Raw genomic sequence first — 22542 nt, 5'->3', positions numbered from 1 at the left:
TTAAGTTGCTAATTTAAGAAATGATGACTAAAATTTATTCGATATTCAATGCGGATTTACGTAGAAATATATCGCCAAAAAGTGAGAAATTGAACCTAACAACACAAATACATGAAAGATGGCATGATTAAATTTTAGTTTATCGAACATAAACAAAACGGCACCAAGCGTATAGAAAAAACCGCCGGCAAATAACAACCAAATTCCGTTAGTCGGTAAATTTTCAAGTAATGGTTTGATGGCAAAAATAACGATCCACCCCATTGCGACGTACATGATGGTCGATAGTAATTTGAATTTGCCGGTGTAAAATAATTTTAAGATCACTCCCACCACTGCTACTGCCCAAACTATGGAAAATAAGATATAACCTAAAGTACCTTTTAAGATTATTAATGTAAATGGTGTATACGTCCCTGCGATTAAAATATAAATTGCTGCATGATCTAAGATATTTAATCTCGCCCTTAATTTTCTGCCTTTTGCTGAATGATAGCCGGTAGAAGCTGCATACAATACCATAAGACTTACCGCATAAACTATTGTGGAGATTGCATATCCCCAATTTTGTAATTCAATTGATTTTCTGATGAAAAATATAAACGCGACCACACTTAGTAAAAAACCAAAAGCGTGCGTAATCACATTAATTTTTTCTTCAGCCTGGCGATAATAGGATGGGAATATTTTCAACTTAAAATTATTTATTAAATGGAATTTGACTGTTTTTATTGAATAATCAGCAAATTTCAACTTTTTCAACTTGCTTATTTTCAGTGAATTGTAAACACAAAGCTTCCTTAACCCCTAAATATAGTTGTTATGAAATTTATTCAAAAATTATTAGCTCAGCTAAGTTACGGTTTATTACTTGTGACTTGCGATTTGTTTTCTTTTCATCTTAACGCCCAGAATAATAACGAAATTGTTTCTTACATAGAATATAAAGGGAAAGTAATCGATAAGAAAAGTGAAGACGGAATTGCATCTACTCATCTAAAGGTAAAAAATTCAACTTTATCTACTATAACTAATAATGAAGGAGAATTTACTTTAAAAGTACCGAAAGAGAATTTAGATCTTGTGGTTTCTGTTTATGTATTAGGTTACGAAACCAAGAATATTCATTTAGATTATTTCAACAGAGATTATACGATCATTGCGTTAGAAGTTACTACTGAAAAGTTATCTGAAGTAGAATTATTTTCTGCCGTCGATGCTAAGAAAATCGTAAAACAAACTTTAGAGAATAAAGGTGATAATTATTTAAATGAAACGGTTTTATTAACCGGATTTACCGTGAAAGTATTCAACAACGCAACAAGCATGTTTCTTTATCTGAAGCGGTTGTTAACATAGAAAAGCAACCTTACAACTCGAAAAGAGAAGACCGTGTTTCTTTATTTAAAGCCAGAAAAAGTTCTGACTATAACAACTTAGATACATTGGCGGTTAAACTTAAAGGCGGACCGTTTGGACCACTTTAAGTAGATATTATGAAGTATCCCGATTTTCTTTTTATAATAGCACAATAGAGGGATTTAAATTTACTTTTGACGAGCCTACAAAATTTATAGATTGATATTTATACGTGATCAATTTTGAAGAAATAAATACTTCACTGCCTTGGTACTTTGGCAAGCTTTACATCGATGCAAAAACGCTCACTTTAGTGAAAGCCGATTACAGTTTAAACGTAGACAATCGGAGAGCTGCTATGAATATGTTTGTTAGAAAAAAGCCGGGAAGTGCAAAGGTATTTCCTATTGAAACAGCTTACCAAATAGATTATTCTGAAGAAAACGAAAAATGGTATTACAGCTACAGCAGCGCATACATGAAATTTGTGGTGAATTGGAAAAACAAACTTTTTAATTCTCGCTACGATTTTAATAGTGAAATGATCATTACCAACCGGAAACCTCACGAAGAAAATTGGAAAAAAACAAATAACCTTATTAGACCTTCTATTGTGATGGTCGATGATGTTTCTGGCTTTTACGATAAAGATTTTTGGGGAGAAAATAATATCATCGAACCCAATAAAACCATTGAAGAAGCAATCGAAAAAATAAAAGAAAAAATTTAGTAATCGATACTTAAGATTTCTATTTTTCTACTCTCCTGCCCTAACCGGAAATTTATTTGATCTCCGTTAGCCTTTCCGGTTAGGGCTTTTGCTAAAGGAGCAACAAAAGCAATTTTTTGCTGCTTAATATCTGCTTCATCTACTCCTACAATTTGAAATTGCTGAAGCTTGCCATTCATTTTTAATTTTACTTTAGCTCCAAATCGTATTTCATTTTGTTTTTGTTGTGAAGGCTGAATTATTCTTGCGGAAGATATACGTTCCTTTAATAGTACAATTTTACCATCAATTACTCCGGAAGCTCTTCGTTTTTCTGTTTCATTGGAAGCATCGAGTTCAACTCGCTCCTGTTCTAACGCTTTTAATTCATCTAATAAATCTTGATAACCTTTAGGAGTAACATAATTGGTCACTCCATTAGGCAGAGCTGCTCTTGGCGGAATTATTGGAGCTTCTTCCTGATCTTCTTCTTTTACAAAACCTCTACTCATAACTTGTTTTTTACTTATAAAAAATCCCCTTCCAAACCGAAGTTCGAAAAGGGATTATTTTAATATACAATTTTTCTTTGATTTATGCAAATATTAGATAATTACAGTTCCTTTTGTATTACGATCGTATAATACAATACTACCTGCCACAGAAACATTGAGGCTTAATGGCGTTTTGAATTTGACAATTCTATGACATTTTTCAATAGCTTCATTTGAAAGTCCATGATCTTCAGCACCCAATAAATAGACACATCGCCTAGGGTGTTCAAACTCTTCAAGCCAAGTTGCTTCATGGGTTAATTCAACCCCAACTAACAAAGCACTTTTAGGTAAGTTATTATAAAAGTCCTGAAAAGTATCATAATGAAAATAAGGTATAGCACCAACAGCTTTATGCGTATCACAAGCTTGTTTTTGATATCTATTGCCTATCGTAAAGATAAAACTGGCTCCAAAATTTTGTGCAGAACGCCATAAAACTCCTAAATTTTCTGGCGTTTTACCATTTTGTATTCCTATACCAAAATAACCTTGTTCTAAACTTTTCTCTTGCATTAGCTATAAAAATTGTAACATCATTAGAAATGCTACAAATCTATAACTTTATAAATTAAAGTTTACTTTAACTTTCTAAAACCGAAATAAGCTCCTAAAGCTAAACCTAATGGTAATAATCCTGTAATTGGTGCTGCCGGAGCAGTTTCTTCATCATTCACAAAATCTGGAAAGCCTGGTTGTGCCGAAATGGACGTTGACACTAATAAAAATGCAAATAAGAATGTAATTGTAATGATCTTTTTCATAGTAATTTTTTTTTGACAGAATTGTCATAGCGGAGAGCAAATTATGAAGAATGGTTTGTGAATAATGTTACAGAAATCTTATTTAATCTTTTCTTAAGCTTGATATAACATCTATTAACAAATACCTTGACATTAGGGGTTAAGTGTTAAAAAATGGTAATATTTAAATTGAATGAATTTGAATGGTAACCGTGAAAAATTTCTTTGAGGCAAGTTTCAAGTCACTTCATTTTTGAGAATAAAAAAGCCTTCAGTAGAAACTGAAGGCTTTGTAGTAGCGGGAACTGGACTCGAACCAGTGACCTTCGGGTTATGAGCCCGACGAGCTACCTACTGCTCTATCCCGCGATTTGGACTGCAAATATATGTCTTTTTAATCTATCTAACCAAATAAAATAACATATTTTTTACTTTTATTTTCACCTAAACGGCTAACACTTTCTCGTAGAAGGAGATATAATCGGTTGTCATTTTTTTAAAATCAAACTTTTCAACTACATAATCTCTGCAATCACTTCTAGATTTTCTAGTCGTATTTACGAAAGCCTTTCGCAAAACACTTGGATCGTTCGAATTTATTTGTGTTCCGCACATTTCTGGTAAATAATCAGAATCGATATGTTCTGCCAATACAACAACAGGTGTTCCGCAGCTTAGCGCCTGTAACGTAAAGTGCCCCGATTTCTCAAATTGCTCTTTGGTAATAACCGCTATCGTAGCTTGGTTCAAATGCCCTTGATATTCAGAGGCTTGATCGCTTCCGTAATAATTAATTTCTTGATTAAATAAAGGTTTAATTTTGTGCTCATAATAAGTTTCATCATCTATTTCACCAAAAATTTGTAATCGAAAACCTCCTTGCTTAGCTGCATCGATAATCGATTCAACATTTTGTTGCGCTGATATTTTAGAAAGCAGCAGAATAGTATTTGAGCTACTTTCTGAGTTATACACCCAATCTTTGTAGTTAACTCCGCTATAAATAATCTCATTAATCTTGCTGTGTCCCATCCAACTATTAGCAATATCGTGATTAACGGCAACATAATAGTTTTTAGGTGTTTGGTTAAGCTTTACAGAGCTCTGCAATAAACCTTTGGGCTTTTCAAAAAGTGTAGTAACCGTAGGTATCTCTAGAAATTGAGCGGTAAATACGGGTATTTGTTGTTCAGATAAATTGTGAACAATATCAAAATTAGACTCTTGTATATATTTAAAAATCTCGAAATAAGCGTGTTGCTTTTCGGCGTAAGATTTTACATTATCAGAGAGGTCTTTGTCATATCCCCAATCGATAGAATCTAAATTTAAACTGTAAACTTCACAAGCTAATTTTGAACCATAAACGCCAAAATAAGTAACCTCATGACCTTTATTTAATAATTCTTTGATAAATGAATAAATATACTCTTGATTATAGTTTTCTGGAACAGACGTAACTACATCGTAACTAGAACCTAGTAATGCAATCTTCATTTTTTTGGGCTGCGTATTGTTTATAACTGTTAAATTTTGTGAAATTGAGAGTCAAATTTCAAAAGATTAGGCTTTATTAGTTAACTCATATCAAACAAATAATATCACATAAGCTTAAATGAAAGATTTATACGTACAATCGCTTCCGTTAAAAGACGTTATTTTAGACCTTGCTAAAGAATTTAATTGTGGGATTGTTGAACATTGTGATGAGTTTGTTTTAGAAATCCCCAAAGAATTTGGTAATGGCTTTATTCGTGGAATTAATTTTGGAAAGGGCCTCGGTGTTATTGAATACAACTGTACTTTTTTTGAAGATCTAAAGATTCATTTTTCCTTAAGCCAAATTCATCCTTTAAAATTTATTTTTTGCAGCGAAGGTAGCATTAAGCATTGCTTTGAAGAACTTGAAAAAGCAAGCACCATCGAAAAATACCAAAATGTTTTAGTTGCCAGTAGCGCATTTAACGGACATATACTTCATTTTGAAAAAAATAAAAAAGTTCATATTAATAGTTTAGAAATTAATCGAAGAGAATTTACTAAATATTACAGTTGTAGCTTAACTAAATTAGATCATCCGTTAAAACCATTACTTGGTGATATAAAAGCAACGAAACTTTTTTATTATCAAGGCAATTACAGCTTACAAACTGCAGATATTATAACTGAAATGAATACTGATCTGTTTTCAGACTTTCTTCGAGCTATAAAACTTGAATCTAAAGCTTTAGAAATTCTTGCCGTGCAAATAGACCAATATGCCGACGATTTAAAGTTGAATAAAAACCAATCGGTTATTCGAAAGAAAGAAATTGAAAAAATTGTTGAACTTACAGAGGAGATCAACAAAGATTTATCGGTTTCTAAAACCGTACAACAACTAGCAGATTCTATTGGCATAAACATCAACAAACTGCAAGAAGGCTTTAAGTATTTATATAACGATACGGTAAATAATTACATTCAATCACTTCGAGTAGAAAAAGCAAAAGATTTACTTATAAATTCTGAATTAAGCATTGGTGAGATCACTGAAAAAATAGGTTTAAGCAACCCAAGTTATTTTTCCAAAATATTTAAAGAGAAGTACAAAATTACTCCTAATCAATATCGCCAAGGGAAAGCAAATCTAGAAGACAAGATAGATTCTTAAAAAATTAAGAATTCTGAAAATTCTTTGTTAAACTAAAGCCAAACTACTCATATTAACAACTTTATAACTCTTTTCTGAATTATCTTTAAACAAAAAAAAATGAAAGTAAGAGAGTTTTATTATGAAGGCGAACAAATTTCAACCATAAAAAATTCGTTGGCCGGTGAAGTTTCTTCTGTGAAAAAAACTTCAGACAAATTGTATTGTTACATACTTAAAAAGCATTTTAAAGCAGAAAATGTGGTGATCGATTACCATCGAAAAATTGCTTTTTTACAATACAGTTACAACAATCATCAAGTAACAGATGATAAAATTCTCGTGGCAAATACTAGAATTGCCGAAGTTCATTACAACAACCTTAGAGATTTACTTTTAACTTGTTTACAAAAAAACAGAAAGAATATTTCTTTTTATAATCAAGTTAGAGGCTACAATCATAAACCAATACTAACCTCTAAAAATTAATTATTATGATACGTTGGATCGTTATTTTTCTTATTATCGCTTTAGTAGCAGCAATCTTTGGATTTGGTGGAATTGCAGATGGCGCAGCCGAAATAGCAAAAATTATCTTTTACATTTTTATTGTACTGCTGGTAATTTCTTTACTATCTCGGGCGTTTAGAAGATAAAACATAAGATATGTAAAATAAAAAAGAGGCTTTAAAAGCCTCTTTTTTATTGTTCTAAATTTTCTGCCTGAAAAGAAATTAGTTCTCCATTTTCAAAATGAACGCTAACTTTCATCGGATTACAACAAACTTCACAATCTTCTACATAGGTTTGGCTAACCGATGGGTCTAACAACATCGAAACTTCTTCCCAACAATATGGACATTGAAAAAAATGTTCTAACATCTTTACTTTATTTAGCTGTATTTTTCTAACTCTAACTGAATGTTTTCCCAGTCTTTCATCAACCTACTTAATTCATCTTTTTTAGCTTGATAATTGTCGAAAAACTTTGGATCTGCAACAGTTTCATCATAATTAGTAGCCAACTCGACATCTATTTCTTTAATGTTGCGCTCTAATTTATTAATGCTCGATTCAACATTACTCAGTTTATTATTAAGCGATTTTAGCTTCTTTTGGTCTTTATAAGATTTTTTAGCTGAAGTTTCTTCTGTTGCTTTCTGTTCTTTCTTAACTGTTTTCTTTTCAGCTTCACGCAGGTCTTCAATGCTTCTTTCTTTTAGGTAATAATCAATGTCTCCTAAAAACTCTTTAATCTGATGATCTTTAAATTCGTAAACCGTTTTGGTTAAACCCTGTAAAAAATCACGGTCGTGAGAAACTAAAATTAAAGTGCCCTCAAAATTGGCTAACGCTTCTTTTAAAACATTTTTAGATTGAATATCTAGGTGATTGGTCGGCTCATCCATTACCAACACATTAAACGGTTGCAACAACATTTTTGCTAATGCCAAGCGATTTCTTTCACCTCCGGAAAGTACTTTTACATATTTATCGACATCGTCACCACGAAATAAAAATGCCCCTAAAATATCTCTTACTTTAGTTCTGTTTTTTTCGTTTGCGGCATCGACCATCGTTTCGTGAATAGTTTTGTTGCCATCTAAATATTCCGCTTGGTTTTGCGCGAAGTAAGCGATCTGTACGTTGTGCCCTAATTTAAGATTTCCTTCGTGTTCAAGTTCTCCCACAATTATTTTGGCTAAAGTCGATTTTCCTTGTCCGTTTTGACCTACAAAAGCAGTTTTGGTATTTCTTTCGACCATCAGATCGACATTATTAAGTACTTTTTTATCGCCATAAGATTTAGAAACATCTTCTGCCTCGATCACAACTTTTCCCGGATTGATAGAAATAGGAAAATTCAACGTCATTACCGCATTATCATCTTCATCTACTTCAATACGATCTACTTTATCGAGCTTCTTGATTAGCGATTGCGCCATTGAAGCTTTACTGGCTTTTGCTCTAAATTTATCGATCAGCTTTTCTGTCTGCTCAATTTCTTTCTGCTGATTTTTCTGCGCAGCTAATTGTTGCTCTCGACGTTCTTCTCTAAGTACAAGATATTTTGAATAAGCTTTATTATAGTCATAAATCTTACCTAATGAAATCTCAATCGTTCGGTTAGTTACATTATCTAAGAACATTTTATCGTGCGAAACAATCACGACTGAACCAGGAAAACCTTTTAAAAAGCTTTCTAACCAAATAATACTCTCGATATCTAAGTGGTTAGTCGGCTCATCCAACAGTAAAACATCATTGCTTTGAAGAAGAAGTTTAGCCAACTCGATACGCATACGCCAACCTCCTGAAAAAGTATCGGTTTGCTTATCAAAATCTTTTCTATTGAAACCTAAACCTTGTAAAATACGCTCTGTTTCACCTTGGTAATTATAACCGCCTAAGATTTCATATTGATGTTGAACATCATTTAAGTCGATCATTAGTTGATTATAAGCTTCACTTTCGTAATCGGTTCTCGTAGCGAGTTGCTCATTAATTTCAGCTAATTGAGATTCTAGCTTTTTAATTTCTTCAAATGCTTCATAGGCCTCTTCTAAAACCGTTCGACCTTCAACAAAATCGATATCTTGCCTTAAGAAACCAATACTTAAATCTTTCTCTTTGGCGATTTGCCCCGTATCGGGTTCAAGATCGCCCGCTAAAATTTTAAGCATGGTCGATTTTCCTGCACCATTTTTACCCACCAGACCAATACGGTCTCCTGCGCCTAAGCGATAGGTAATTTCTTCAAATAAAAATTCTCCTTGAAAGGATATCGATAAATTGTGAATATTCAGCATTTGTGTAACTAAAATTACATTGATTGTCTGCAAAGATGCTTAAATTTGTAATTCTATAAAAATAGAACTCATGAACTTACTAAAAGGAAGCAAAATTTACAGCATCTTTACAGGAACTTGCCCGGTCTGCCAAGAAGAAAGTATGTATGTTGAAAAAAATCCATACAAATTAGGTAAGATCTATGATATGCACGAAAGATGCAGTAATTGCGGAACGAAATATAAAATTGAACCTTCGTTTTTTTATGGTGCTATGTATGTTAGTTATGCGCTAGGTGTTGCTTTTTCTGTCGCATCATTTATCATTGCTCATTTTTTTATTGGTTTTGGCCTTTTCGCATCTTTTATAAGCATTATTGTAGTGTTAATTTTATTAATGCCTATAATTATGAGATTGTCTAGAAATATCTGGATCAACTTTTTCTTAAGTTACAAGAAAACTACTTAAAACGATCGATATTTACTTCTACCGGAAGTGCTTTTTGATGCTCAATAAAATCATACAACCATTTTGCAGCTGATGGTGCCATAATGATACCGCGGCTACCATAACCATTATTCACATAGAAGTTTTTAATTTCTGAATGTCTCCCGATAAGAGCTCTTCTATCTTTTGTGGTAGGTCTAATGCCTGCTTCTTGATGAACTACTTCGTAAGGTAATTGTAAAACTTTATCAAGTTTAGCTAAAATTAGTTTTTTAGCTGAAGCGCTAGGTTTTCTGTTTTTAAATTGACGGTTATAAGTAGCTCCTACTTTGTATAAATGATCACCTAATGGGATTAAAAACAATGAAAATTTAAGCATTTCATCTAAGTCTAAACCTTCACATTTAATCGTAACATATTCGCCTTTATTACCTACCAAGGGCAAATCATTAAAAAACGGATTTAAGCTTAATCCGTTACCTTCACAAAAAATAATGTTATCGAAGGTAAAATCTTTGTAGCTATTTTTAGTTGAATTCAATTCGTTATAATCAAAAGCTTCTTCAATAAAATTTTCCTGTTTATGAAGATATTTTTTAAAGGTTTCGATAAGTAAAACTGTATCTAAATATCCGGTTTCGTTCACCTCTCCGAAAGAAAATTCAGATTCAATATTAGGTATAGTTTTTTTTAACTCGGTATTTAAAAACTTGGAAAGTCGAGGCTGATCGCTAGCCGTAAACCAATCGTTTTGCTCTTCGGCTGAATTAAATCGTCTATAAATAGGTTTTGAATGCAAAAAATTTACCCCTAATAGTTTCTCTATAGATTGATATACATTTTTAGCATAAATTAGTTGCACATCTGCATTCCAAGCTAAATTGAAGCGTTTTAAAATTACCGGATTAAAAATACCTCCGGCAACCCGAGAAGCATCTTCAGATTGATTATCAAAAACGACAAAGCTCTTATTTTCATCAATAAGTTTTTTTGCAAAATTTAATCCTGAAAGTCCAAAACCGACAATTATATAATCTATTTCTCTCATAATTGAATATAAAAAAACGCCCTTATAAAAAGGGCGTTTTATGTTTTATGATAATGAAAATCTTAGTAATTCCACATATCAGATTCAAAATTTCTGATTGTTTCTTTTATTCTATTAGATTCTAAAAGTTGCATTAAAGAGTTATCTGCGATGTAATCATCTACAGCTCTATCACCTTGAACATTATCTTCTTTATAAATCGTAGCGTCAAAACGTCTAGAATTTAAAAGATGATCAAAAGTAATAGGATTTGCAGAGTTTTTACCATTGAAAACATAGTTATCGTGCAAAATATCTCTAACCTCAGGATAAAATACCCAAAACAACTCTACAGCTTCAACTTCTATATCAGGATTTTCTTGTTGCTGTAACAAGTTTTGAGCTGAATATACCATTGGAGCGATAGCTATTAAACGATACTTCAATTCACCTTGACGCTTATCAAAATACCAATACCCTCTTATTCTATAGGCTTGAACTGCATTCGCATCAGCTTTTGCTCTAAGATACATCCAATCTTGAATTTCTTCACCTGCGTTTTGTGCAGCTAAACCAGCTTCACTCAAATCTTTTGCTTCCAAGTTAAGATTTATATCTTCAACAGACATCTTTTGTTTAAAATAATCATCTCTATAAGCACTAATGCTATCTTTTGTAACAGCTTCAACCAAAAGATCAAACAAAGGTCTTCTTCCAGGCCCCAAATCATCTATAGGATAAAGTAAAGGAAAATTCACACGTTGATTTAAATCAATCTCTTCCCAAGTTGTTTTGGCCCATAAGATATCTCTTTCACCAACATAACCATAAGGAAGCGGTTTATCATCATTATCTGCTTGAATAGCAGCTTCGCTTTTCTTACCTATTTCTTCAGGCTTTGTTGCATTTAAAATATTTAACTGCGCATAAGATGAAAGTGCAGAAAATAAAACAAATGCTAATAAACAACTTTTTTTCATTATCTCGTTTTTAATCTTAATTAGTTAATTCAATAACAAGCGGTGCAACTTTAGGTAATTTATAAGAAGAGTTACCTGCGATCTTAGCTTGAATATCAAAAATTTGAACAGTAGCACCTCTCTTCGCACCTGCTAAAGCTGCTTTAGCCGAACCTGTTAAACGGTTACCGTTTACTTGAACCGCAGGCTTACCTGTTACCTGAAATTTAAATCCAGAAACTGTTAAATTTAAATCGAAATCAAAATCTGGTAATGTAGCACCAATTGGACTAATTTCTACTTGATTTCTTGGCATTCTGATAATTCCGTCAGAACCATCTTTTACACCAATTACACCAACTGGACGTGGAATTTCTTTAATTCTAAATTTCTTACTACTAGAAACTGGTTTACCGCCAGGAAGCTCTCCAGAAACATTAATAGTAACTTCTCTAGATTTAACGTTAGTAACATCCATTACATAACTACCAGCACCTCCACTAGGAGATAAACCTGGTGCATTTGCACTTACAGAAGGTACTCCAGGAATAGAAATAGTCATTGGGTTTTTTACACCACGATAAACTACATTCATTTTATCTGCAGAAATAACTGCTGAATTAGGTTCTGGGATTACCGTATAAGAACTTTTAATTGGTATCTTGACAATTGAATCTCCTTCTTTAAATTGTAATTCTCCAGTAATATCTTGTTGACCAACATTACCTGCTGGGAATTCAAGATTAACTTGACCAGTTTGACCTGTCAATTCGTTATCATTTACAACGACTTTATCAAAAGTTAAACTGTTATCAAAACGACCTAATACAACTTTACCTTGAAATTGCTCGCCACTAAAAAATGCTGTTTTAGTAGGAACTACAATAGCTTCATAGTTACTCATTGACAATTGAGATGTCATCTCTCCTTGTAACATAGTAGAAAGAACTTCATTCTCAACAGTTTTAATATCATTTTGCATCTGAGTAAGCTTAGTAATAGAAGCGATTAATGGGAATCCTACGAAATTGTAGTAAATCCATTCCTTTTCTACTCCTTCTCTATCTTTAATTTTCTCTGTAGAAAATTTATTCTCTACTTCTTCAGCAATAGTTGGATAGTTTTCACCAATCAAAGCAATCATCTGATTACGATACTCATCGATTTCAGCAACAAATTCTTGACCTTCTTTGGTTACTTTACTTTGATAGAATTTTTCATCAAAGTAATTAGAATTATCCATCGTTTCATAATTCTCTGGATCTTCCTGTGTTGCTAACGCCCCTTCTTTTAAAGTGGCTACATAATTATTTAAATCTGAAGAAATACTTTGAATTTTCTGAGCTTTTTCTTGTAAAGGTTTATACGTTTTAGGTTGCTCATTTGCTTTTGCAGCTAAACCAGCCATAAAAGCTGTATTTCTCTCTTCTGCATCATTATTGGCTTCAACTAAACTTTCGTTAATTAAACCAAATGCAGTAAGAACCTCTTTTGACATATTAAGTGCCATCATCGCGATAAACACTAAATACATCAGGTTTACCATCTTTTGTCTTGGGGTCTGTTTTCCTCCTGCCATACTAAGTAATTGTTTTAAATATTAATTATTAGATTAGGCTTGAGGTCTCATTGCGGTTAACATACCTCCGTAAACATTATTTAAAGAAGATAAGTTTGAAGTTAACGACTCCATTTCAGCTTTAAGTTTTACAGCGTTATCTGCTACAGCTTGGTTAACTTCAGCTTGCTTACTTGCAGATTCTACTTGTACTTTATAAAGATTATTTAACGACTCCATTTGTGCAGCGGCTAAAGTCATTTCTTCACTGTATTTCTTCTGAGAAGTCATTGCATCTGCAGTAGGTGCAATTCCTTTTGCTGCTCCTTCAAAGTTTTTAATGCTTTCTCCTAAGCTAGACATTAACGCTCCGTCAATTTTAGCTTCTTTAAGCATATCATCTAATTTTTTCGATAAAGAAACTTCTGCTTCTTTAACGTCTTGTTTTTTAGCAACATTTTTTGGTGCTGAAGCTCCTCCTGCTAATTCAGGGTAAACCAAAGACCAGTCTAATTCATTATCAACAGGTTCAAAAGCAGAAATTGTAAATACTAATGCCTCTGTTACCAAACCAGCGATCAACATTGGACCCGCTCCCGGCCAGTGCATAATTTTAAATAATGCTCCTAAGATTACTACAGCCGCTCCAAGACCGTAGACCATATTCATAATTTTTTTGCTGTTTTTTGACTTTGCCATAATAAAAGTTTTAGTTGTTTAAGTTAAGTTAAGTATAAAATTAATTGAGAATCGTGCGCTATAAATTAGCACCTATATTAATATGTTATCTTGGAGGTTGATTTAAATTCACCTCGTTACCAAGATAATCTTGTACAGTTCTAAACCCGATATAACTTCTTGCTGAATCTGCATATTCGTAGTCTCTAGAACTTACTTGTAAGAAATACGCAACATCTTTCCAAGAACCACCTCTAACGACTTTACGTTTATTGTCTTTATCGTTAACGTTAGGATTCATTGAAGAATAATATTCATAAGAAGCAGCATCATAAGAAGAATCTACCCACTCTGCTACGTTTCCAGACATATTGTAAAGATTGTAGTCATTAGGCTCGTAAGAATCTGCTTCAACAGTATATAAAGAATTATCTGCAGCATAATCACCTCTTAAAGGCTTAAAGTTCGCTAAGAAACAACCTCTATCATTTTTAGCATAAGGACCACCCCAAGGATAAGTTGCAGATTCTAATCCTCCTCTAGCAGCATATTCCCATTCTGCTTCTGAAGGCAAACGATACCTATCTACGTTATCTTCTCCTTTAGATTTTCTGTAACCATTATGAATTAAAGTTCTCCAATCACAAAAAGCTTTAGCTTGCGTCCAACTCACACCAACAACAGGATAATCATCATAAGCTGCGTGAGAAAAATAAGAGTTATGCATTGGCTCATTATAAGAATAACTAAAATCCTTAATCCAAACAGTAGTATCTGGATAAACCTGAACTTTCTCTTCTTTGATAAACTGAGAACGATCACCTTGAGCTCTTGCTGCAGCCTCGATATCCATAGTTTTGTAACTATATTCAAACTTAGTTACATCCATTAAACGTTGACCATTGTATGACTGCGTGTCTGGAAGGTAAATCTCATCCATTACCGCAACATAATCTTGATCTGGATACTCTGCAGTTGCCCAAAGAATTTCCGGATCCCAATTCAAACGTTGTTTATTCGGATCGTAATGAATAGAATATTGTTGGTAAGGAGTTTCTGTTGTTTCTCCTGTCCCATTATTTCTACCACCCTCTTGTTGAGAACCTTTAAATGCGTAATCCTGAATAGATCCACCGTTACCACCTTCAGCATCACCACCGCCTCCGCCACCAATCTCAGCAGCTTCAGCTAATTTTTGCCTTACGATAGAATCTCTAACCCAATACACGAATTGTCTATATTCCGCATTAGTGATCTCTGTTTCATCCATGTAAAACGAACGAACAGTTACCGTTTTTGTAGGAGCATTATTAAGTCCTGCAATATCATCATCAGATTTACCCATAATAAACGAACCTCCAGGAACTTCTGTCATTCCGTATGGTTTTTCGGGATGCCATTTTTTCCCACGAGCACCAACTAATTGGCCTTGTGTTCCGCTATTACAACTAGCTAAAAATGAGGCTACTGCAATAATTAAAAATACTTTCTTCATAACATTTAAGGTTAAGGTGATCTTAATTTAAGGGCGTAAACCTATTTATTTATTTCCTAAAAAACAATTTTTTAAGAAATTTATTTAATAAATAGATTTAAAAAAATCACAAATTTAAATTTCGTTTTTTCTATATGCCTTGAACCATCGCTCCGGAATTACCTGATTGCAAGCATCTAAGTAATCCTGATGACTACAAGACAATAACGATTGTTTATTTAATTTATTGTTAATTTTTTTTGAATTTGGTATCTCCACCCACCATCTTCCGGAAAGTTCGCTTCTATAAAAGACTAAATGCTCATTTTCCAGAGGAACGGTAAATTTAGTAAACTCTTTTAAAAAGGAATTATTGTATTCTTTTTTTCTAAAATTTACTCCTTCGATAAAATACCATAAAATTTGGGACACCAACATAGCACTATTTTTGGTTAAATCCAAATCTTGTATTTCATAAATACCTAAAGAACTTACTTTATCGCTTATCCCAGCATATCTTGATAAAGCACATATTTCTTTTCCGTTAAAACCATTAGGCATCGACGGATTCACGTTCGTCATCGCCACCGAAGTTACGTCTAGGGTTACAAAATTAGCATCACGCATAACCGGTTCTGCCAATGTGATGTCTGAAGAAATTTCACCTAATCGATAGGCTTCAAAAAACAGCTTATCTATTAAGTTGATTTCTTCTTGCGCATTAAAATAGGTCTGGTAACCAATATTTGCATAATTAAACAAATTGTAAGGCTCGTTCACCACCATTTTACCTACATAAGACTTATTACATAAATCTTGTTCCGTATCGCCTAAATCAAACTGCGCATCGACGTTGACTAAATTCACCATCTGACCGTAATCATCGTAAGCGCGATATTGCGCATAAGCAAGATCTTGACTTCCGCCTAAGATAATCGGAATAATACTTCTATTTAATAAATCTTCAGTGACTTGCTTCAACAGAAAATAGGTATCATCTACAGAGTCACCGGCATAAATATCACCTAAATCGGCAATAGGTTCATTCCAATTTCCAGCATAAAGTTTATAAAACTCTTTTCGAATATGGTTAAAGTTGAAAGGAACATCGTTTTCACGAACACTCCTTCTACTTTCTACAACACCGATAATCGCTATTTTTGTTTTTGATAAATCTGGGAATTCATTTACGGTATGAAAACTTAATTGCTTTCCTAAAGTAGATTTATGTAAACCTTCTACTTCTGCTAAAATATCTTCTGAAATAGGGTGAAGAAATTCAAAACTCATTAACAATTACTTTTTAGTCGTTTTCTTTTTGGCTGTTGTTTTCTTCTTAGTTGCCGTCTTTTTCTTAGTCGCTTTCTTCTTTGGTGCTTTTTTCTCGATCATCTCTTTCACTTCATCAAGTGTAAGCTTGGTCGCATCAACGGTTTTTGGCAACTCTATTTTGGTTCTTCCTTTGGTAATTTTACTTCTTCCCCAACGGGCTTTTTCAACTTTAATCCCTTCATCTTCCCAATGATGAATTAATTTTTCTCTTTCTTTCTTCTTCTTATCTTCAATTAATTCAATAATATCATCTTCAGAAAGATTATCGAAATCGTATTTCTTATTTACATTAATAAAGATGCCGTTCCACTTTAAATAAGGACCAAATCTCCCGACTCCTTTTTGCACGTCTTTATCTTCATAATTATAAATTGGAGCATCTGCTTTCTCTTTTTCTTTGATCAACTCCATCGCACGATCAAAAGAAACATCTAACGGATCTTCTCCTTTTTCTAAAGAGACATATTTTTTCCCGAACTTCACATAAGGACCGTAACGCCCATTGTTCACCTCAACTTTTTCTCCTTTATATTCTCCTAATTCCTTTGGAAGTTGAAACAAATCTAAAGCTTCTTCAAAAGTGATCGAACCTAAGGTTTGGTCTGGACCTAAACTTGCAAACTGCGGTTTCTCATCATCTTCTACCGAACCAATTTGCACCATCGGACCAAATTTACCTAAACGCGCACTTACCGGCTTTCCTGTTTTAGGATCTTTACCCAACACACGTTCCCCAACTTCACGCTCGGCATTTTCTGCCACATCTTTTACAGTAGGATGAAATTCGTTGTAAAACTCATTCATCATCTCGGTCCACTTCTCGTTTCCTTCCGCAATATCATCAAAATCCTGCTCTACTTTTGCCGTAAAGTTGTAATCTAAGATATTTTTAAAGTGCTGAACCAAGAAATCGTTCACCACCATTCCTACATCGGTCGGGATCAGCTTTCCTTTGTCTGAACCTACCATTTCGGTTAAAGTTTTCTCTGAAACTTTATTATTCTTTAAAGTGAATTTTGCGTATTCACGCTCTTTACCATCTACCGAACCTTTTTCAATATATTTTCTATTCTGAATAGTTGAAATCGTTGGCGCATAAGTCGATGGTCGACCAATACCTAATTCTTCTAACTTTTTCACCAAAGAGGCTTCCGTATATCTAGAAGGCGGTCTGGTAAAACGCTCGGTTGCGGTGATGTATTTATTCTGAAGTGAATCGCTCACCTTCATCGCCGGTAATAAACCTGCCTGCTCTTCTTCTTCATCATCGGTTCCTTCTAAGTAAACTTTTAAGAAACCATCGAATTTTAAAATCTCACCGTTCGCTGTAAACTGCTTATCGTGTTTATCGGCTTCAATTTTAACATTGGTACGCTCTAGTTGCGCGTCACTCATTTGTGAAGCAATGGCACGTTTCCAAATTAATTCATACAAACGCTGTTGGTCGCGTTCTGCATTTACCGTATGATTTTCAAAATGTGTAGGTCTAATCGCTTCGTGAGCTTCTTGCGCTCCTTTCGATTTACCTTTATAATTTCTGGCTTTTAAATATTTTTCACCATAAGCATGATTGATCTCGTGCGCCGCGCCTTGCTTTGCTTCATCAGATAAATTCACACTATCGGTTCTCATATAAGTAATATGACCTGCTTCATACAAGCGTTGCGCCATATTCATGGTTTTACTTACCGAGAAATATAATTTTCTTGCCGCTTCCTGCTGAAGTGTTGACGTGGTAAATGGTGGCGCCGGAGTTTTCTTTGCCGGTTTTTTAGTTAAATCGGCTACTTTAAAATTGGCGCTTATGTTTTGCTGAAGAAACTCTTCTGCTTCTTCTTTGGTATCAAAATTCTTCGGAAGTTTTGCTTTGAACGATTTCCCTTCTTCAGTAGAAAATTCAGCATCTACACGATAGCTGGCTTTGGTTTCAAAATCTTGAATTTCACGTTCACGCTCTACAATTAATCGAACAGAAACCGATTGTACACGTCCGGCTGACAGCCCGCCTTTTACTTTTCTCCATAATATCGGCGAAAGCTCGTAACCTACCAAACGGTCTAAAACTCGTCTGGCTTGCTGTGCATTTACCAAGTTATAATTAATTCCGCGTGGATTCTTGATCGCTTTTAAAATGGCGTTTTTAGTGATCTCGTGAAAAACAATACGTTTTGTTTTATCTTCTTTTAAATCTAACTCTTCTGCTAAGTGCCAAGCAATAGCCTCTCCCTCGCGATCCTCATCACTTGCGAGCCAAACCATTTCAGATTTTTTAGCTAGATTTTTTAATTTTCGAACAACATCTTTCTTGTCTTTACTAACAACATATTTTGGCTTAAAATTCCCGTCTACATCGACACCTAACTCTTTGGTAGGCAAGTCGGCAATATGCCCAAAACTCGACTCTACTTTATAGTCTTTTCCTAGAAATTTTTCTATTGTTTTTGCCTTCGCTGGTGACTCTACGATCACTAAATTCTTCGCCATAGATCAATAATTTGTTGATTGCAAAAGTAGTTGATTTTTTTTATTTCAATTTTTTTCTGCTGAAAATTCTAAAATTCTTCCGCTTCGACCTATTAAATGTTACTTTAAAAACAAGCCACGATTAGGATCGTTTTCTTGTGGTTTTTCTTCTTCAGCTTCATCAAAACCAATCGTATTTTTATACACCATATATTGCGGAATAAGCGAAAAAGAGGCGGTTACAAAGATCCCTACAAAACATAAAAACATCCCCACAACCTGAGCGGCAAAACCGGCAACAATTGTTACCCCAAAAATGAGTAACCATTTTTTTGTACCTAATTTAAAACTCGCTTTAAGTAAATCTTTAGCCGATAAGTCTGGATTGAAAGCAAAACACAGCGGAATTAAATTAAGCGGCACCAATACATAAAATAAAGGCAACATACACAATAAGGCTGCTGCAAAAGCAATTCCCACAGACATTAACGCTACCAAAAACACTTTACTTAAATATTCTTTTTTGAAGTAGTAGAAATAATTATCTGAAGTAGAAATACCCAAATCTTGCTGTTTACAAATCCTGTAAAACCCGGCACGCATAAGTGTATTCAACACAAATATTAAAAAGAAAATAATCACATAGGCAAGAATCATCACGAATAGTAATAAAACAGGTGGCGCTCCATCATCTGCAAATGCCTCCGGATTTGATAAACCTAAAAACAGCATCGGTACATAAAAAATAAACATACAAGGAATAGTGAACACCACAGTAAGTAAATTCACCACCAAGCCTTGCACCCAAACTTTCTTGAAGAGCTCAAAAGATTCATCTAAAATATTCCCGAAATCTAAGGGTGGTACTTTTTCAATTTTCTCCTCTAATAAATGTAATTTCATAAAAATCTATCGGTTAAAGATTTCCAAAGAAAGAATATTTTCTAATCTAAAACAAAAAAGCCCTCTAAACAGAGAGCTTTTTCTTCATCGCAATTTTTTTCAACTTAATTTAAACTAAACGAACTTAACAAAACAATTCCTTCTAAAGTATACTGGTATTGATAAAGCATATCGCCTCCTACCATTAATAATACATTTTCTAACGGAATAACATCGTAGGTTTCTATATTATCAAAATGATCGATAAGCGAAATTTCCGGTGTTGCAGAGGCGTCGAAAACTTTTAATCCTTCACTCCCATCACACACAAAAAGATGATCATCTTTAATCCCTAAACCATAAGGTTCTGCCATTTCGTAAACCGCGACACGCTCCGGCATATTTTTATTTGAAATATCGATCACTTCTAGCTGACTCAAATTTTGACCACAATCATTACCACCACGAATGGTTACATAAGCCCAATCTCCTTGAACCACAACAGGATCGCAACCCATAACATGATCGATTCGGGAAACGTAACTCGGCGCAGCAGGGTTTTCGATACTATAAATGTACATTCCGCTAGAGCTTCCTAAATACAAGTAATCGTCTTGATTAAAAATAGTTTCAATTTGCCAACCAACATATTCAGAATTTACCGCGATCGGGCTTTCCGAGGTTTGAATATCAAAAATATGTATTTCACTTTCGGTCACCGTATATAAATAGTCGTTCACAATTTTAAATCTTGCCATCGAGCCGCCGGTTCCCGTTCCGCCACTAGCTTCAGCTCCATCAAAAAATGCAATATCATTTTGAATTTCTCGGTATGCTGTTCTTACTTCATAACCAATAATTATTTCGGTTTCATAATCATAATCACTTTCATCTAAATAACTCACACCTTCTGGCAATGTTGGATAATAGTAATTAAAAACATTTTCTACACGCGTCTCATATTCGATATTCGTCACATCACTTAAATCGAAAATCACTAGATCTGGACCGCTGTTCGCATATAACTTATCGTCTTTGATAGCAACGTCTGTATTCTGCGGAATTTTCAAAAAGTTTTTCTGAATAGGGTTTGAAGGATCACTATTATCTAACACGTGTACCCCTTCTAATTGATCGTTAATAAAGATAAGATCGTGGTAAGCATAAATTTTACCCGATTCTTGAATAGGCTGGGCATTTTCTACACTTGCTGAAGTTCTAAACTCTGCTAAAGACATAGTCTGCGGAACAGCTACTTGCACTCTTTCGATTTCGGAATCGTTAACTTCTTCACAACTCCAAACCACAGAAGCCAAGATAAAAAGTAATAATAATTTTTTCATAAGTTATTGATTAGTTACAATTTAAAGATACCGGTAACGCAAAAAGGTTGCGTAATAAAAAATAAAAAACTTAAGGCTGTCAGTTTGTCAGAATTTGCATTTAACTGTATCTTTGCGCTTCAACTTTTAATTAAGAACCTTGATTTATGGAGAAGGTAATTGACGAAACAAAACAAGGAAGCACCTTGGTTATGGAACCCAAGAAAGAGAATGACCGCAAACTTTTTATCGAAAGTTATGGTTGCCAAATGAATTTTAGCGATAGTGAAATCGTTGCTTCCATTTTAGCCAAAGAAGGTTTTAATACCACTAACCAATTAGAAGATGCAGATTTGGTTTTGGTGAACACTTGTTCGATTCGTGAAAAAGCAGAACAAACCGTTAGAAAACGTCTAGAAAAATATAATGCCGTAAAACGTAAAAATCCAAAAATGAAAGTGGGCGTTTTAGGTTGTATGGCAGAACGTCTAAAAGAAAAGTTTCTTGAAGAAGAAAAGATCGTCGATCTAGTTGTGGGTCCAGATGCATATAAAGATCTCCCAAATTTAATTGATGAAGTTGAAGAAGGAAGAAACGCAGTAAATGTGATTCTCTCGAAAGAAGAAACTTATGGCGATGTTTCTCCCGTGCGTTTACAAAGTAACGGAGTTTCAGCTTTTGTATCGATTACCAGAGGTTGTGATAATATGTGTACGTTTTGCGTAGTACCATTTACGCGTGGTAGAGAACGTAGTCGTGACCCACAAAGTATTTTAGAAGAAGTGAACGATCTAGCGGAAAGAGGTTTCAAAGAAATTACACTTTTAGGCCAAAACGTAGATAGCTATTTATGGTACGGCGGTGGACTCAAAAAAGATTTCAAGAACGCTACCGAAATGCAAAAGGCAACCGCAGTAGGTTTTGCAGGCTTACTCGATATGGTCGCAAAAGCACAACCTAAAATGCGTATTCGTTTTTCTACTTCGAACCCGCAAGATATGACGCTAGATGTGATCGAAGCGATGGCGAAACATAAAAACATCTGTAAATACATTCATTTACCGGTGCAAAGTGGTAGCGATCGTATTTTAAAGAAAATGAATCGTTTGCATACGCGGGAAGAATATTTTGAATTGATCGATAACATTAGAGAAATTATTCCAGATTGTGCGATCTCTCAAGATATGATCACCGGTTTCCCTACAGAAACAGAAGAAGATCACCAAGACACACTTTCGCTAATGGAATATGTAAAATATGATTTCGGATTTATGTTTGCATATTCTGAAAGACCCGGAACGATGGCAGGAAGAAAATTTGAAGATGATATCCCGGAAAAAGTAAAGAAAAGACGTTTACAAGAAGTGATCGATCTTCAGCAAAAACATTCGCATTACCGTACGCAAGAACACTTAGGCAAAGTAGAAGAAGTTTTAATTGAAAAAGAATCGAAAAAATCTGATTTACATTGGAGCGGAAGAAACACGCAAAATACCATGGTAGTTTTCCCAAAAGAAAATTATAAAGTAGGTGATTTTGTGAACGTAAAAATTCTTGACTGCACAACCGCAACGCTCATTGGCGAACCGGTAGGTTATTCAGATAACAACTAA

Annotated in this window: 23 protein-coding genes and 1 tRNA gene; 7 read left to right on the top strand and 17 right to left on the bottom strand. The window is 34.1% G+C overall.

Translation table 11 applies throughout. The features are described 5' to 3' along the window. Positions 1-45: 45 nt before the first annotated feature. Entirely contained in the window at positions 46-693 is a 648-nt protein-coding gene (gene trhA, locus G551_RS0112930) for a PAQR family membrane homeostasis protein TrhA (protein WP_027885952.1), read from the bottom strand. Between the two features lie 129 nt (positions 694-822). Here trhA and G551_RS16295 point away from each other — a divergent pair, with 129 nt between their 5' ends. Together G551_RS16295 and G551_RS16290 are read left to right on the top strand one after the other, a co-directional pair. Then, positions 823-1359: a carboxypeptidase-like regulatory domain-containing protein gene (locus G551_RS16295; protein WP_051191400.1), complete on the top strand. Its 537-nt coding sequence runs from the start codon at positions 823-825 to the stop codon at positions 1357-1359. 232 nt (positions 1360-1591) lie between these two features. Further along, positions 1592-2089, top strand: a complete 498-nt coding sequence (locus G551_RS16290) for a hypothetical protein (protein WP_051191399.1) — start codon at positions 1592-1594, stop codon at positions 2087-2089. Here the strand turns inward: G551_RS16290 and G551_RS0112920 are convergent. From G551_RS0112920 to G551_RS0112900, 5 genes are all read right to left on the bottom strand, one after another. Further along, positions 2086-2580, bottom strand: coding sequence for a GreA/GreB family elongation factor (locus G551_RS0112920; RefSeq protein WP_027885951.1), 495 nt, complete (start codon positions 2578-2580; stop codon positions 2086-2088). The genes G551_RS16290 and G551_RS0112920 overlap by 4 nt on opposite strands. A 93-nt stretch (positions 2581-2673) precedes the next feature. Beyond that, complete coding sequence (locus G551_RS0112915) at positions 2674-3138, bottom strand: RNA methyltransferase (protein ID WP_027885950.1); 465 nt, start codon at positions 3136-3138, stop codon at positions 2674-2676. A gap of 62 nt (positions 3139-3200) precedes the next feature. Continuing rightward, the gene (locus G551_RS15905) at positions 3201-3386 is read right to left on the bottom strand and encodes a hypothetical protein (protein ID WP_036243942.1); all 186 of its coding nucleotides are present in this window, start codon (positions 3384-3386) and stop codon (positions 3201-3203) included. Positions 3387-3661: 275 nt separating this feature from the next. Then, positions 3662-3734 (bottom strand) — tRNA-Met (locus tag G551_RS0112905). Positions 3735-3809: 75 nt separating this feature from the next. Continuing rightward, the gene (locus G551_RS0112900) at positions 3810-4862 is read right to left on the bottom strand and encodes a glycosyltransferase (protein ID WP_027885949.1); all 1053 of its coding nucleotides are present in this window, start codon (positions 4860-4862) and stop codon (positions 3810-3812) included. A gap of 118 nt (positions 4863-4980) precedes the next feature. Between G551_RS0112900 and G551_RS0112895 the strand changes: the two genes are divergently transcribed. From G551_RS0112895 to G551_RS16475, 3 genes are all read left to right on the top strand, one after another. Continuing rightward, the gene (locus G551_RS0112895; protein WP_027885948.1) at positions 4981-6018 is read left to right on the top strand and encodes a helix-turn-helix domain-containing protein; all 1038 of its coding nucleotides are present in this window, start codon (positions 4981-4983) and stop codon (positions 6016-6018) included. A 99-nt stretch (positions 6019-6117) separates the two neighbouring features. After that, a complete protein-coding gene (locus tag G551_RS0112890; RefSeq protein ID WP_027885947.1) occupies positions 6118-6486 on the top strand; it encodes a hypothetical protein in 369 nt (122 codons plus the stop codon). A 5-nt stretch (positions 6487-6491) separates the two neighbouring features. Next, positions 6492-6653, top strand: coding sequence for a DUF1328 domain-containing protein (locus G551_RS16475; RefSeq protein ID WP_027885946.1), 162 nt, complete (start codon positions 6492-6494; stop codon positions 6651-6653). A gap of 46 nt (positions 6654-6699) precedes the next feature. On the opposite strand, the gene G551_RS0112880 is transcribed toward G551_RS16475, so the two are convergent. Both G551_RS0112880 and G551_RS0112875 read right to left on the bottom strand, forming a co-directional pair. Beyond that, positions 6700-6879, bottom strand: a complete 180-nt coding sequence (locus G551_RS0112880; protein ID WP_027885945.1) for a CPXCG motif-containing cysteine-rich protein — start codon at positions 6877-6879, stop codon at positions 6700-6702. An 11-nt stretch (positions 6880-6890) separates the two neighbouring features. Further along, positions 6891-8807: an ABC-F family ATP-binding cassette domain-containing protein gene (locus G551_RS0112875; protein WP_027885944.1), complete on the bottom strand. Its 1917-nt coding sequence runs from the start codon at positions 8805-8807 to the stop codon at positions 6891-6893. A gap of 70 nt (positions 8808-8877) precedes the next feature. Here G551_RS0112875 and G551_RS0112870 point away from each other — a divergent pair, with 70 nt between their 5' ends. Beyond that, positions 8878-9255, top strand: coding sequence for a DUF983 domain-containing protein (locus tag G551_RS0112870; RefSeq protein ID WP_027885943.1), 378 nt, complete (start codon positions 8878-8880; stop codon positions 9253-9255). Here G551_RS0112870 and G551_RS0112865 read toward each other — a convergent pair. From G551_RS0112865 to G551_RS0112825, 9 genes are all read right to left on the bottom strand, one after another. Beyond that, a complete protein-coding gene (locus G551_RS0112865) occupies positions 9248-10282 on the bottom strand; it encodes an NAD(P)/FAD-dependent oxidoreductase (protein ID WP_027885942.1) in 1035 nt (344 codons plus the stop codon). The two genes, G551_RS0112870 and G551_RS0112865, sit on opposite strands and share 8 nt — an antisense overlap. A 62-nt stretch (positions 10283-10344) precedes the next feature. Further along, positions 10345-11241: a type IX secretion system ring subunit PorN/GldN gene (gene porN / locus G551_RS0112860; protein WP_027885941.1), complete on the bottom strand. Its 897-nt coding sequence runs from the start codon at positions 11239-11241 to the stop codon at positions 10345-10347. 16 nt (positions 11242-11257) lie between these two features. Further along, complete coding sequence (gene porM / locus G551_RS0112855) at positions 11258-12799, bottom strand: type IX secretion system motor protein PorM/GldM (RefSeq protein WP_027885940.1); 1542 nt, start codon at positions 12797-12799, stop codon at positions 11258-11260. A gap of 33 nt (positions 12800-12832) precedes the next feature. Continuing rightward, a complete protein-coding gene (gene porL, locus G551_RS0112850) occupies positions 12833-13477 on the bottom strand; it encodes a type IX secretion system motor protein PorL/GldL (protein WP_027885939.1) in 645 nt (214 codons plus the stop codon). 85 nt (positions 13478-13562) lie between these two features. After that, positions 13563-14951, bottom strand: coding sequence for a T9SS ring complex lipoprotein PorK/GldK (porK, locus tag G551_RS0112845; RefSeq protein ID WP_027885938.1), 1389 nt, complete (start codon positions 14949-14951; stop codon positions 13563-13565). A 114-nt stretch (positions 14952-15065) separates the two neighbouring features. Beyond that, positions 15066-16220: a formimidoylglutamase gene (locus tag G551_RS0112840; RefSeq protein ID WP_027885937.1), complete on the bottom strand. Its 1155-nt coding sequence runs from the start codon at positions 16218-16220 to the stop codon at positions 15066-15068. Positions 16221-16226: 6 nt separating this feature from the next. Then, positions 16227-18746, bottom strand: a complete 2520-nt coding sequence (gene topA, locus G551_RS0112835; RefSeq protein WP_027885936.1) for a type I DNA topoisomerase — start codon at positions 18744-18746, stop codon at positions 16227-16229. Between the two features lie 99 nt (positions 18747-18845). Then, positions 18846-19628, bottom strand: coding sequence for a hypothetical protein (locus G551_RS0112830; protein WP_027885935.1), 783 nt, complete (start codon positions 19626-19628; stop codon positions 18846-18848). 104 nt (positions 19629-19732) lie between these two features. Beyond that, positions 19733-20950 (bottom strand): LVIVD repeat-containing protein, encoded by a 1218-nt coding sequence (locus tag G551_RS0112825; protein WP_027885934.1) that lies wholly within the window; start codon positions 20948-20950, stop codon positions 19733-19735. Between the two features lie 146 nt (positions 20951-21096). On the opposite strand from G551_RS0112825, the gene miaB reads away from it, so the two are divergent. Beyond that, positions 21097-22542 (top strand): tRNA (N6-isopentenyl adenosine(37)-C2)-methylthiotransferase MiaB, encoded by a 1446-nt coding sequence (gene miaB, locus G551_RS0112820; protein ID WP_027885933.1) that lies wholly within the window; start codon positions 21097-21099, stop codon positions 22540-22542.

This window comes from Mesonia mobilis DSM 19841, assembly GCF_000423405.1.
GTDB lineage: Bacteria > Bacteroidota > Bacteroidia > Flavobacteriales > Flavobacteriaceae > Mesonia > Mesonia mobilis.
The sequence above is the reverse complement of the archived record's forward strand: the minus strand, read 5'-3'. Positions and strand labels throughout refer to the sequence as shown.